The 12,694-nt window shown below is 75.1% G+C and carries 10 protein-coding genes; 7 read left to right on the forward strand and 3 right to left on the reverse strand.

Translation table 11 applies throughout. From position 1 onward, the window contains the following. Positions 1–48 precede the first annotated feature (48 nt). The 7 genes from pdhA to ACFW6A_RS04290 all read left to right on the forward strand — a co-directional run bounded on the left by pdhA (position 49) and on the right by ACFW6A_RS04290 (position 8,355). Positions 49–1,200, forward strand: a complete 1,152-nt coding sequence (pdhA, locus tag ACFW6A_RS04260; protein WP_386638542.1) for a pyruvate dehydrogenase (acetyl-transferring) E1 component subunit alpha — start codon at positions 49–51, stop codon at positions 1,198–1,200. Further along, positions 1,197–2,234, forward strand: coding sequence for an alpha-ketoacid dehydrogenase subunit beta (locus ACFW6A_RS04265; RefSeq protein ID WP_351844942.1), 1,038 nt, complete (start codon positions 1,197–1,199; stop codon positions 2,232–2,234). The genes pdhA and ACFW6A_RS04265 overlap by 4 nt, the downstream gene beginning before the upstream one ends. Beyond that, a complete protein-coding gene (locus ACFW6A_RS04270) occupies positions 2,234–3,694 on the forward strand; it encodes a dihydrolipoamide acetyltransferase family protein (protein WP_386638545.1) in 1,461 nt (486 codons plus the stop codon). Before ACFW6A_RS04265 ends, ACFW6A_RS04270 begins: the two co-directional genes overlap by 1 nt. 288 nt (positions 3,695–3,982) lie before the next feature. Beyond that, positions 3,983–4,909 (forward strand): DUF6457 domain-containing protein, encoded by a 927-nt coding sequence (locus tag ACFW6A_RS04275; RefSeq protein ID WP_351844938.1) that lies wholly within the window; start codon positions 3,983–3,985, stop codon positions 4,907–4,909. Beyond that, positions 4,861–6,258, forward strand: coding sequence for a molybdopterin molybdotransferase MoeA (locus tag ACFW6A_RS04280; protein ID WP_386638548.1), 1,398 nt, complete (start codon positions 4,861–4,863; stop codon positions 6,256–6,258). Before ACFW6A_RS04275 ends, ACFW6A_RS04280 begins: the two co-directional genes overlap by 49 nt. Continuing rightward, a complete protein-coding gene (locus ACFW6A_RS04285; protein ID WP_351844934.1) occupies positions 6,246–7,337 on the forward strand; it encodes a potassium channel family protein in 1,092 nt (363 codons plus the stop codon). The genes ACFW6A_RS04280 and ACFW6A_RS04285 overlap by 13 nt, the downstream gene beginning before the upstream one ends. 37 nt (positions 7,338–7,374) lie before the next feature. After that, positions 7,375–8,355 (forward strand): NAD(P)H-quinone oxidoreductase, encoded by a 981-nt coding sequence (locus ACFW6A_RS04290; RefSeq protein WP_351844932.1) that lies wholly within the window; start codon positions 7,375–7,377, stop codon positions 8,353–8,355. 64 nt (positions 8,356–8,419) lie between these two features. On the opposite strand, the gene ACFW6A_RS04295 is transcribed toward ACFW6A_RS04290, so the two are convergent. The 3 genes from ACFW6A_RS04295 to ACFW6A_RS04305 form a co-directional block, all read right to left on the reverse strand. Continuing rightward, entirely contained in the window at positions 8,420–8,974 is a 555-nt protein-coding gene (locus tag ACFW6A_RS04295; RefSeq protein ID WP_351844930.1) for a bacterial proteasome activator family protein, read from the reverse strand. A gap of 98 nt (positions 8,975–9,072) precedes the next feature. After that, positions 9,073–11,934, reverse strand: a complete 2,862-nt coding sequence (locus tag ACFW6A_RS04300) for an FtsX-like permease family protein (protein WP_351844928.1) — start codon at positions 11,932–11,934, stop codon at positions 9,073–9,075. Then, complete coding sequence (locus ACFW6A_RS04305) at positions 11,931–12,674, reverse strand: ABC transporter ATP-binding protein (RefSeq protein ID WP_351844926.1); 744 nt, start codon at positions 12,672–12,674, stop codon at positions 11,931–11,933. The genes ACFW6A_RS04300 and ACFW6A_RS04305 overlap by 4 nt, the downstream gene beginning before the upstream one ends. Positions 12,675–12,694 lie beyond the last annotated feature (20 nt).

Genomic DNA, 12,694 nt, shown 5'->3' on the forward strand with positions numbered 1-12,694 from the left:
CCACCCGCCTTCGGGTCTTATGCCCGCTCCCACGAGGAGGTGGACTCGTTGCAACAGCGCAGTTCGACAGTCCAGGAGCCGCTCGCCGAGACGGCCTACCGGCCCACGCCGCCGCCCGCCTGGCGGCCCAGGACCGATCCCGCCCCGCTGCTGCCCGACGCCGAGCCGCTGCGCGTGCTCGGCACGGACGCCGTGGCCGACGCCGACCCCGCGCTGCTGCGCCGGCTCTACGCGGAGCTGGTCCGCGGCCGCCGGTACAACGCCCAGGCCACCGCCCTGACCAAGCAGGGCCGGCTCGCGGTCTACCCGTCCACCACCGGCCAGGAGGCGAGCGAGATCGGCGCCGCCCTCGCCCTGGAGGAGCGGGACTGGCTCTTCCCCTCGTACCGCGACACCCTCGCGGCCGTCGCCCGCGGCCTCGACCCCGTGCAGGCCCTGACCCTGCTGCGGGGCGACTGGCACACCGGTTACGACCCGCGCGAGCACCGCATCGCGCCGCTGTGCACCCCGCTCGCCACCCAGCTGCCGCACGCCGTGGGCCTCGCCCACGCGGCCCGGCTCAAGGGCGACGACGTGGTCGCGCTCGCCATGGTCGGCGACGGCGGCACCAGCGAGGGCGACTTCCACGAGGCCCTGAACTTCGCCGCCGTCTGGCAGGCGCCGGTGGTCTTCTTCGTGCAGAACAACGGCTTCGCGATCTCCGTGCCGCTCGCCAAGCAGACCGCCGCCCCCTCGCTCGCCCACAAGGCCGTCGGATACGGCATGCCGGGCCGCCTGGTGGACGGCAACGACGTGGTCGCGGTGCACCAGGTGCTCACCGAGGCCGTCGCCCGCGCGCGGCGCGGCGGCGGCCCCACCCTCGTGGAGGCGATCACCTACCGGATCGACGCCCACACCAACGCCGACGACGCCACCCGCTACCGCGCGGACGGCGAGGTCGAGACCTGGCGGGCGCACGACCCGGTGCTCCTCCTGGAGCGCGAGCTGACCGCGCGGGGCCTGCTCGACGAGGAGGGCCGCCGCGCCGCGGCCGAGGCCGCCGAGACGATGGCGGCCGAGCTGCGCGAGCGGATGAACGCCGACCCGGTGCTCGACCCGATGGACCTCTTCACCCACGTCTACGCCGAGCAGACCGCGCAGCTGCGCGAGCAGGCGGCGCAGCTGCGGGCCGAACTCGAAGCGGAGGGCGAGAGCCGATGACGACGGCGACGACCGGCGCGGCGGCCGCCAGGGCGGCCGGCCGGGCCAAGCCGGCCACGATGGCGCAGGCGCTCCAGCGCGCCATGCGCGACGCGATGGCCGAGGACCCGACCGTCCACGTCATGGGCGAGGACGTCGGCACCCTCGGCGGGGTCTTCCGGGTCACCGACGGGCTCGCCAAGGAGTTCGGCGAGGACCGCTGCACGGACACGCCGCTGGCCGAGGCGGGCATCCTCGGCGCCGCCGTCGGCATGGCCATGTACGGGCTGCGGCCGGTGGTCGAGATGCAGTTCGACGCGTTCGCCTACCCGGCGTTCGAGCAGCTCGTCTCGCACGTGGCGAAGATGAGGAACCGCACGCGCGGCGCGATGCCGATGCCGATGGTCATCCGGGTGCCGTACGGCGGCGGGATCGGCGGCGTCGAGCACCACAGCGACTCCTCCGAGATCTACTACATGGCCACCCCCGGCCTGCACGTGGTCACCCCGGCCACCGTCGAGGACGCCTACGGCCTGCTGCGGGCCGCCATCGCCTCCGACGACCCGGTCGTCTTCCTGGAGCCCAAGCGGCTCTACTGGTCGAAGTCCGACTGGTCGCCCGAGGCACCCGCGCGCGTGGAGCCCATCGGCAGGGCCGTGGTCCGCAGGGCCGGCACCAGCGCCACGCTGATCACCTACGGTCCCTCGCTGCCGGTCTGCCTGGAGGCCGCAGAGGCGGCCACCGCCGAGGGCTGGGACCTGGAGGTCGTGGACCTCCGCTCGCTCGTGCCCTTCGACGAGGAGACCGTGGCCGCGTCGGTGCGGCGCACCGGCCGCGCGGTCGTGGTCCACGAGTCGACCGGCTTCGCAGGCCCCGGCGCCGAGATCGCCGCCCGGATCACCGAGCGCTGCTTCCACCACCTGGAGGCCCCGGTGCTGCGGGTCGCGGGCTTCGACCTCCCCTACCCGCCGCCGATGCTGGAGCGGCACCACCTGCCGGGCGTCGACCGGGTCCTGGACGCGGTCGCACGGCTCCAGTGGGAGGCGGGGAACTGATGGCACAGGTCCTGGAGTTCAAGCTCCCCGACCTCGGTGAGGGGCTCACCGAGGCCGAGATCGTCCGCTGGCTGGTGGCCGTCGGCGACGTCGTCGCGATCGACCAGCCGGTCGTCGAGGTCGAGACCGCCAAGGCGATGGTCGAGGTGCCCTGCCCGTACGGGGGCGTGGTCACCGCCCGCTTCGGCGAGGAGGGCACCGAACTGCCCGTCGGAGCACCGCTCCTGACGGTCGCCGTCGGCGCCCCGGCCGACGGCGGAGCGGCCGCCGGGGCCGCGCCGGAGACGACCCGGTCCTCCTCCGGCTCCGGCACCGATTCCGCTTCTGCCTCCTCCTCCTCCGCCGATTCCGCCGTCTCGTCGGAGTACTCGGGCAACGTGCTCGTCGGTTACGGCACGGCGGGCCCCGCGGCCCGGCGGCGCCGGATCCGCCCCCAGTCCCCGGCCGTCGCGAACCCCACGCCGAACGCGACGGCCGGCTCCACCCCGACGGCCCGGGCGACGGCCCCGGCGGCCTCCTCCGCGTCCGCGCGGCCGGCCGCGGCCGACGTCGCCGGGCCCGAGGGACCGGTTCCGGTCATCTCCCCGCTCGTGCGGAAGCTGGCCCGCGACCGGGGACTCGACCTGCGGGAGGTGCGTGGTTCGGGCCCCGAGGGCCTGATCCTCCGCGCCGACGTCGAACGGGCCCTCACCGCCCGCGAGGCGCCCGTGGCGGCCGAGGCTCCCGTCGCCCCCGCCGCGTCCGTCCCGGCCGGCGCGCCCGCCGCGTCCGCCGGGGAGCGGATTCCGCTGCGCGGGCTGCGCGGCGCCGTCGCCGACAAGCTCTCCCGGAGCCGTACGGAGATCCCCGACGCGACCTGCTGGGTGGACGCCGACGCCACCGAACTCATGGCCGCGCGGACGGCGATGAACGCGGCGGGCGGGCCGAAGATCTCGCTCCTCGCGCTCCTCGCCCGGATCTGTGCCCACGCCCTGGCCCGCTTCCCGGAGCTGAACGCCACCGTGGACACGGCCGCCCGGGAGATCGTCCGGCTGCCCTCGGTGCACCTCGGCTTCGCCGCCCAGACCCCGCGCGGACTGGTCGTCCCCGTGGTCAGGGATGCCGGGACCCGGAGCGCCGAGTCGCTGACCGAGGAGTTCGCCCGGCTCACCGAGACGGCTCGGCAGGGCGCCCTCACCCCGGCCGACCTCACCGGCGGCACCTTCACCCTCAACAACTACGGGGTGTTCGGGGTGGACGGCTCCACGCCGATCATCAACCACCCGGAAGCGGCGATGCTGGGGGTCGGCCGGATCGTTCCCAAGCCCTGGGTCCACCAGGGTGAACTGGCCGTCCGTCAGGTGGTGCAGCTCTCGCTCACCTTCGACCACCGCGTCTGCGACGGCGGCACCGCCGGAGGCTTCCTGCGGTACGTCGCGGACTGCGTCGAACAGCCGGCGGTGCTCCTCCGCACGGTCTGACCGGCGGGGCCCGCCCGCCGCCACGACCCCTGGCCCGGTACGGCCCTGGGCCCGGCGCGGCTCCGGTCCGGTCCGGTCCGGTACGGCTCCGGGCCCCTGGCCCGGCGCGGCCCCGGCACGGCCCCCGTACGGCTCCGGGACCGACGCGGCTCCGGTCCGGTGGGACGCCGGGCCCGGTGCGGCCTTTGACCCGGTACGGCCCCGGGCGCGGAGCCGCACCGGCACCCGGCCGTCTCGACAGGAGAGCGGCCGGGCGCCGGCGGGCGGCGGGCGGACCATACTGCTGGGGTGACCACCGCATACGACGCCGTCGTGCTCGCCGGAGGCGCCGCGCGGCGCCTCGGCGGCGTGGACAAGCCAGGGGTACGGGTCGGCGGCCGGGCCCTGCTCGACCGGGTGCTCTCCGCCTGCGCCGGGGCGCGCCGCACCGTGGTCGTCGGCGACCCGCGCCCGACGGTCCGGCCCGTCGACTGGACCCGCGAGGAGCGGATCGGCAGCGGTCCGGTGGCCGCCCTCGACGCCGGTGCCGCCGCGCTCCCGGCCGCGCACGAGGAGGAGGGCGGAGACGGAGGCGGGACGCCCGGCGTCCTGCTCGTCCTCTCCGCCGACCTGCCGTTCCTCGGCGAGGCGACCGTCCTGCGGCTGCTCGCCGGGCTCGACGCCGAGCCGGGGGCCGAGGCCGCGCTCCTCACCGATGCCGACGGGCACGACCAGCCGCTCGTCGCCGTCTACCGGACCGGACCCCTGCGCCGCGAGCTCGACGGCCTGCGCCACGCGCACCGCGGCCTCGACCACCTCCCCCTGCGCTTCCTCACCGGCGGGCTGCGGACCGTCCGGGTTCCGGCGGACCCTGACGAGCCGTCGGCCTCCTTCGACTGCGACACCTGGGAGGACATCGCCACGGCCCGGGCGCGCATCAGGGACCATGGAACCGTGCTGGACGAATGGATCACCGCAGTCAAGACCGAACTGGGCCTCGACCTGGACGTCGACACCGGCGTCCTGCTCGACCTGGCCCGGGACGCCGCCCACGGCGTCGCCCGCCCCGCCGCGCCCCTGACGACCTTCCTCGTCGGCTACGCCGCGGCGAAGGCCGCCGAGGACGGCACGGCCCCGTCCGAGGCGGTCGCCGAGGCCGCCCGCAAGGCCGCCGCCCTCGCCCTGCGGTGGGCCGCCGAACAGGACGGACAAGCCGAACGGGACGAGGCCGGATGACCCCCGGGCCACCCGTCACTCCCCCCGCCCCCGTCCCCGCGTCCCAGCGGGGACACGGGCACCACCGGGCCACCCCCTGGCCCGAGGCGCGCGCCCTCGCCGCCCGTGCCGGCGCCGGGGCCCGGGCGGCGGTGGACCGCCCGCCCGTCCGCGTACCGCTCGGGCAGGCGCTCGGCCGGACCCTCGCCGAACCGCTGCGGGCCCTCACCGACCTGCCCTCCTTCGACAGTTCCGCCATGGACGGCTGGGCGGTCGCGGGGCCGGGGCCCTGGAGGGTGCGCGAGGAGTCCGTCCTCGCCGGGCACGCCGGGGCCGCCGCCCTCGCACCCGGGGAGGCGGTGCGGATCGCCACCGGCGCCCGCGTCCCGGCCGGCGCCACCGCCGTCGTCCGCACCGAGCACTCCCGCACCGAGCCCGGGGCCGGAACGGTTCTGCTCCACCCCCTCCGCGAGGTCGTGCCCGGGCAGGACGTCCGCCCCCGGGGCCAGGAGTGCCGGACCGGCGACGAACTGCTGCCCGCCGGGGCCCTCGTCGGGCCGGCCGTCCTCGGCCTCGCCGCGGCCGCCGGATACGACGAGCCCGCCGTGCTGGCGCGCCCCCGGGTGGAGGTCCTGGTCCTCGGCGACGAGCTGCTGACGGCCGGGCTCCCCCGCGAAGGGCTGATCCGGGACGCGCTCGGCCCCATGCTCGGCCCCTGGCTGACGGCGCTCGGCGCCGAGGTCCTGGCGACCCGTCGGATCGGCGACGACGCGGAGGCGCTGTACGAGGCGGTCACCACGTCCGCCGCCGACCTCGTCGTCACCACCGGAGGCACCGCCGCCGGGCCCGTGGACCACGTCCACCGGGTCCTCGACAAGGCGGGCGCCACCCTCCTGGTCGACGGCGTGAAGGTCCGCCCCGGCCACCCCATGCTGCTGGCCCGGCTGGACGCGGGCCGCCACCTCGTCGGACTGCCGGGCAACCCCCTGGCCGCCGTCTCCGGCCTCCTCACCCTCGCCGCGCCCCTGCTGGCCGCGCTGGCCGCCCCGCCAAGCGCGCCCGCCCCGCCGGGCCCGGACCCCGCGCCGCCCGCCGCCCCCGTCCGTGACGGCGTCCAGGGCCACCCGCACGACACCCGGCTCGTCCCCGTCGTCCACCGGGACGGGCTCGTCGTGCCCCTGCACTACAACGGGCCGGCCATGCTGCGAGGCATCGCCGCCGCCGGCGCGATGGCCGTGGTCCCGCCCGGGGGAGCCGAGCCCGGACAGCGCCTCGAACTGCTCGCCCTTCCCTGGCCGACCGAGCCGACGACCGCGACACCGACCCCCCCGTCGCCCACGGCGCCCGCCCGAGGAGCATGTTTCACGTGAAACTTCCCAGCCGTGATGTCATGGCCCGCCATGCCGACGAGAAGGTCACCGGTGCGCGGGTCGCGCTCCCCCGCCGGACCGTGGACCCGCTCCGCCAGGTCGGCCGCCGTCTCCTCATGGCCCTCGGGGTCCTGTTCCTGACGGTCCTCATCGTCTACGCGGACCGCGACGGCTACCACGACAACGCCAACGGCACCGTCGACTTCCTCGACTGCGCCTACTACGCGACCGTCACCCTCTCCACCACCGGATACGGCGACATCGTCCCGTACAGCGACTCCGCGCGGCTCGTCAACATCCTGGTGATCACGCCCCTGCGCGTGCTGTTCCTGATCATCCTGGTCGGTACCACTCTCGAGGTCCTCACGGAACGGACCCGGGAGGAGTTCCGCCTCAAGAAGTGGAGGTCCCACTTGCGCGACCACACCGTGATCGTCGGCTTCGGGACCAAGGGCCGGTCCGCGATCCAGACCCTCTGTGCCACCGGCCTCCGCAAGGACCAGATCGTCATCGTCGACCCCTCCGGGAAGGTCATCGAGGCGGCCAACCTCGACGGCTTCGTCGGCGTCGTCGGCGACGGCACCCGCAGCGACGTCCTGCTCAGGGCCGAGGTGCAGCGCGCCCGCCAGATCGTCATCGCCACCCAGCGGGACGACACCGCCGTCCTGGTCACCCTTACCGCCCGCCAGCTCAACAGGGGCGCCAAGATCGTCGCCGCCGTCCGCGAGGAGGAGAACGCGCCGCTGCTGCGCCAGTCCGGCGCCGACGCGGTCATCACCAGCGCCTCCGCCGCAGGCCGGCTCCTCGGCCTCTCCGTGCTCAGCCCCAGCGCGGGCACGGTCATGGAGGACCTGATCCAGCAGGGCTCGGGCCTCGACCTGGTCGAGCGCCCGGTCACCAAGGCCGAGGCGGGCCGGAGCGTCCGGGAGACCGACGACCTGGTGGTGAGCGTGCTGCGCGGCCACCGGCTGCTCGGCTACGACGACCCGGCGGCCAGCCCGCTCCAGCTCACGGACCGGGTCATCACCATCGTCCGGGCCGCTCCGGTCACCCCGCTCACCACGCCGCCGGAGGACTGAGCGGGCGGAGGACGGGACCGGGAGTAGCCTCGCCGCCATGCATGCGATCACGATTCAGGAACCCGGCGGCCCCGACGCCCTCGTCTGGGCCGAGGTGCCCGATCCCGTGCCCGGCGAGGGCGAGGTCCTCGTCGAGGTGGTGGCGAGCGCCGTCAACCGTGCCGACGTCCTCCAGCGGCAGGGCTTCTACAACCCGCCGCCCGGCAGCTCGCCCTACCCGGGCCTGGAGTGCGCCGGGCGGATCACCGCCCTCGGCCCCGGCGTCTCCGGCTGGTCCGTCGGCGACGAGGTCTGCGGGCTGCTCGTCGGCGGCGGCTACGCCGAGCGGGTCGCCGTCCCGGCCGGCCAGCTCCTGCCGGTCCCGAAGGGCGTCGACCTGGCCACGGCCGCCGCGCTCCCCGAGGTCGCCTGCACGGTCTGGTCCAACGTCTTCATGATCGCCCACCTGCGCCCCGGCGAGACGCTGCTCGTGCACGGCGGGGCCAGTGGCATCGGCACGATGGCGATCCAGCTGGCCAAGGCGGTCGGCGCGAAGGTCGCCGTCACCGCGGGCGGCCCGGAGAAGCTCGCCCGTTGCGCCGAACTCGGCGCGGACGTGCTGATCGACTACCGCACCCAGGACTTCGTCGAGGAAATCCACCGGGCCACCGGCGGGGCCGGGGCGGACGTGATCCTGGACATCATGGGCGCCAAGTACCTGGACCGGAACGTCCAGGCCCTCGCCGTGAGCGGCCGCCTCGTCGTCATCGGCCTCCAGGGCGGCGTCAAGGCCGAGCTGAACCTGGGAGCGCTGCTCGCCAAGCGCGCCGCCGTGATGGCGACGACCCTGCGCGCCCGCCCGCTGGAGGAGAAGGCGGCGATCGTCGCGGCCGTCCGCGAGCACGTCTGGCCGCTGGTCGAGGGCGGAACGGTCCGCCCGGTCGTCGACCGGACGCTCCCGATGCCGGAGGCCGCGGAGGCGCACCGGATCCTGGAGTCCGGCGCCCACGTCGGCAAGGTCCTGCTGCTGGCCCCCTGAGGCACACGGAGACGGGCCCGGCGCACGCGTGGTGCCGCCGGGCCCGTCCCGTACGGGAAGCGCCTTACAGGTACGGTCCCGAGCCGACCGCGCGGCCGTGCCCGCGGCCGCCGTCCTCGTCGTCGTCGTCGTGCGCGGCGCCGGGGGGCAAGGCCCGCCGCATCTGCTCCAGTTGGGCGCGGGCCGCCATCTGCTGGGCGAACAGCGCCGTCTGGATGCCGTGGAAGAGGCCCTCCAGCCAGCCCACCAACTGGGCCTGCGCGATGCGCAGTTCCGCCTCGGAGGGGATGGCCTCGTCGGTGAACGGGAGCGAGAGCCGCTCCAGCTCCTCGACCAGCTCCGGCGCGAGGCCGTCCTCCAGCTCCTTCACCGAGCTGGCGTGGATCTCCTTGAGCCTGACCCGGCTGGCCTCGTCGAGAGGTGCCGCCCTGACTTCCTCCAGAAGCTGCTTGATCATGCTGCCGATCCGCATGACCTTCGCAGGCTGCTCGACCATTTCCGTCACCGGGACCTCGCGGGGTTCGTCGTCGCCCTGGGCGCCGCCGAGTGCCATCCCGTCCTGTCCCACGATGAGGACCTGGGGGCTCTCCTGCGACCTGTCATTCCTCGGCATCTCCATGCCGCCATTCTCTCGCACACGTGCTTTACCACCAGGTGTGCCCGGGGAGGAGGGTGATCCACCCTCCTCCCCGGGCACGGTACGGGCGCGGAAAGGCGTCAGGTCGCCTCGCGGCGGGCCACCGCCCCCTTCGAGCGGGTCACCAGGGCGGCGAGCAGCGCCGCGCCGAGCGGGACGGCGACGAGCAGGGCCGCCAGCGTCTCCCAGGGCACCACGATCGGCACGTACGGCGGGGTGAGGTCGGCGCCCCAGCCCTCGGCGAGGGTCTGCTCGTGGAAGCGGAGCTGCTGGCGCTCCTCGGAGAGCCGCAGGCCCATGGCGGGCAGCAGGCCGGCGAGGGAGCCGAGGACGACGCCCATGGCGGCGACCACGCCGCACTGGAAGCCGCTGAGGGTGCGGCGGACGCGCGGCGGGGCGCCGACGGCGGCCAGCGTCTTCAGGTCGGCCTCCGCGTCGGCCTGGGCGAGGCCGGTGGCGATGCCGGCGGCGCCGATGGTGACCAGGCCGGCGAAGACGGTCAGCGCGAGCAGGAAGAGGCTGTCGTCGGAGACGTACCCCTCCTCGACGGTGAGCTCGATGCCGGCGCCGAGCCTGGCGAGTTCGGCGTCGAGCTTCTGGCGCTGTTCGGTGCCGGGCAGGCTGTCGGTGCTGAAGTAGGCGCCGACGGGGACGGTGGCGAGCCCGGCGGCCTTGGCGGTCGCGGGGGTCATCAGCAGCTGGAGGCCGTAGGTCTTCTGGTCGCCGGTCACCAGGTGGGCGGGGACGGAGGTGACCTTGCCGGGGGTCGGCTTGTTGTTCGAGGAGGCCTTGTCGGCGGCTTCCATGTCGGTGATCTGCTTGATGCCGACCGTGCCGTCCTCGGCCATCAGCGGCTTGCTGAAGGAGACGGCCTTGCCGTCCGCGAGCGCCCGGGCGGCGGTGGGGTCGGTGATGCCGAGGACCTTCAGGAGGCGGGCGTCGCCGACGAGGAGCCCGCCGTCGACGTAGAGGCCGCCGCCCCCTTCGTCCTGCTTGCAGCGCCAGTCCTCGCGGAGCAGGGTGCGGCGCTGCTGGGGGGTGAACTTCTCGGACGGGTCGCTGCCGTCGGTGGTCGGGACCCACATCGGGCACACGTTGGCGGGCGGCACGACCACCTCGTACATGCCGCAGCCGTCACCGCCGCCCCAGGCGGGGCAGCCGGGCTTGCCGACGGCGACGCGCGAGACGTCGGCGCGGGTCTCGACCGGCAGGTAGCGCTGGACGGCGTCGGCGACGGCGGGCACGTCCCGGCCGCTGTCCTCCAGCTGGAAGAAGGAGACGGCGCCGTGCGGGAGGCTGGCGGTGTACTCGGCCCGGTACTGGGCGTCGCTGCTGGAGGTGTACGTGGCGACGGCGACGGTGCCGGCGACCGCGGCGAGCACGGCGGCGACCGCGGGAGCCGTACGGCCCCGGTTGCGGACGGCGTCGCGGAGCGCGAGGCGCGGCGAGAGCGGCAGCCAGCGGCCGGCCCGGCCGAACAGGCCCACGAGGGCGGGGGTCATGGCGACCACGCCCAGCTCGGCGAGGGCCGAGCCGCCGGCGACGATGACGAACTGGTCGGAGACGACGGAGCCGTACAGCGCGATGGCCGCGCCGGCGAGGAGCGCCACCAGGCCGAGGACGGGCAGCACCTTGCTGGTGGAGCGGACGCCGCGGCGGCCGGTGAGCGAGGCGAGCACGGTCTGCCGGGAGGCGGTGACGGCCGGGACGATGGCGGCGAGCAGGCCGGTGAGGACGGCGAGCAGCGCGATGCCGAGGAGTTCGAGCGGCCGGACGTCGAAGGAGCCGAACCGCTGCCCCATGAAGTCCTCCAGGAACGGCTGGAGGGCCAGGGTGAGGACCACGGCGAGCACCGTGCCGACGACCGCCGCGGCGACGCCGATGACCAGGCCGCCGCTGAGCACGATGGCGCGGATGTGGCTGCGGGAGCCGCCGTTGGCGCCGACGAGGCCGAGCTGGCGGCGGGAGCGGCGGGCGCCGACCGCGAACGCGGGGCCGGCGAGCAGGCAGATCTCCAGCATCGCCAGGCCGACGACGGTGGCGAGGGAGGCGAGGAGCATGGCGTCGGCGCCGGCGCTGGACTCGAAGTCGCCCCAGCCGGGCTGCTGGTAGAGCGGGACCTCGGAGTCGGCGGGCGGGTCGAGCTGGACGGCCCGGGAGACGACCGTGACGCCCTGGGTGTTGATCTCCTTCACGGTGTTCCACGTGAAACCACCGGCGTGCTGCACGAGGTAGCTGGTGGAGGAGCCGGGGGCGAGCGAGCCGGCCTTCTCCGCGGCCTTCCCGTACGGGGCGAGGAACGCCCCGGGGAGCGCGGTGATCTGCGGGGACTTCAGGCTGTCGGGCAGCTCGTAGGAGCCCACGATCCGGTACGGCCGGTCGAAATTGCGAGCGGAAACGGTCGATCCGATCGAGAGGCCGCTCTGCTCCAGGAAGGCGGAGGTCGCGATCACCTCGTCGGCCTTCCGCGGGTAGTGGCCGTCGAGGAGGGTGGTGATGCCCCGGGCGATCGGGTCGTCGGCCTTCAGCTCCCGCACGTCGGTCTGGAGCAGGCCGTGCACGGTGGTCAGTTTGGCGGCGCCCTGGGTGTCGGTGATCCAGCGGGCCCCCGCGGGTATGGCCTTGGTGGGGTCGGCGGAGCCGCTGGGCCAGGCGACGCCGTCCTCCTGCTTCGCCGGGTAGACGTTGTCGCCGTTGGGGGTCTGGAAGACCGGCACGCCGAATCCGGGGTCGCGGAAGGCGGCGTCGGCGGCGCCGATGGACCGCTCCAGCCGCTCGGAGACGGAGAGTTCGGAGCTGCGGATGGTGAGGTCGGCGGCGCTGACCCCGAGGATGGGGAGGGCGATCATCGCGAGGACGAGCGAGCTGCGGCCCTTGGCGCGCCAGGCGTCGCGGCGGGCGATGCGTACGGCCGCCCGCCAGGAGTGGAACCAGGTCTTCACGCGTCCGCCACCCGGCCCGTCAGGAGGGAGTCGGCCTCGCTGCGCACGGTCTGGTCGACGATGGCGCCGTCGCGCAGGAAGACGACCCGGTCGGCCCAGGCGGCGAAGCGCGGCTCGTGGGTGACGAGGACGCCGGCGGCGCCCGCGTCGCAGCGGGAGCGGAGCAGGGCGAGGACGGACTCGCCGGTCTCGGAGTCGAGGGCGCCGGTGGGCTCGTCGGCGAGGACGAGGCGGCGGTCGCCGACGAGGGCGCGGGCGATGGCGACGCGCTGCTGCTGGCCGCCCGACATCTCGTCGGGGAAGCGGTCGGCGAGGTGGCCGAGGCCCATCTCCTCCAGGGCGGCGAGCGCCTCGACCCGGGCCTTGCGGGCCGACGTGCCGTCGAGTTCGCGCGGCAGGGAGACGTTCTCGGCGGCGGTCAGCGCGGGGATGAGGTTGTAGTCCTGGAAGACGTAGCCGATGCTGCGGCGGCGCAGGGCGGCGAGTTCCTTGATCCCGGCGGCGGTGATGTCGGTGCCTTCGACGATCACCTGTCCCGAGGTCGGGGCGTCGAGGCCGCCGGCGATGGTGAGCAGCGTGGACTTGCCGGACCCGGACGGGCCCATGACGGCGACGAGTTCGCCGGGGTGGACGTCGAGGTCGATGCCGCGCAGGGCGTGCACCTCGGTGGCGCCGGACCCGTGGACCCGGGTCAGGTTGTGCAGGCGCAGCACGGGCTGCGCGGCGAGCGGTGTGGTCATGGAGGGGTCCCCCTTGGGCG

The organism is Streptomyces sp. NPDC058758 (genome assembly GCF_042746075.1).
Taxonomy (GTDB): Bacteria; Actinomycetota; Actinomycetes; order Streptomycetales; family Streptomycetaceae; genus Streptomyces.

Excerpts from the sequence above, each read along its gene's own strand:
- ACFW6A_RS04265 (WP_351844942.1), top strand. The coding sequence starts at position 1,197 with ATGACGACGGCGACGACCGGCGCGGCGGCCGCCAGGGCGGCCGGCCGG.
- ACFW6A_RS04270 (WP_386638545.1), top strand. The coding sequence starts at position 2,234 with ATGGCACAGGTCCTGGAGTTCAAGCTCCCCGACCTCGGTGAGGGGCTC.
- ACFW6A_RS04285 (WP_351844934.1), top strand. The coding sequence starts at position 6,246 with ATGTTTCACGTGAAACTTCCCAGCCGTGATGTCATGGCCCGCCATGCC.
- ACFW6A_RS04290 (WP_351844932.1), top strand. The coding sequence starts at position 7,375 with ATGCATGCGATCACGATTCAGGAACCCGGCGGCCCCGACGCCCTCGTC.
- ACFW6A_RS04295 (WP_351844930.1), bottom strand. The coding sequence starts at position 8,974 with ATGGAGATGCCGAGGAATGACAGGTCGCAGGAGAGCCCCCAGGTCCTC.
- ACFW6A_RS04305 (WP_351844926.1), bottom strand. The coding sequence starts at position 12,674 with ATGACCACACCGCTCGCCGCGCAGCCCGTGCTGCGCCTGCACAACCTG.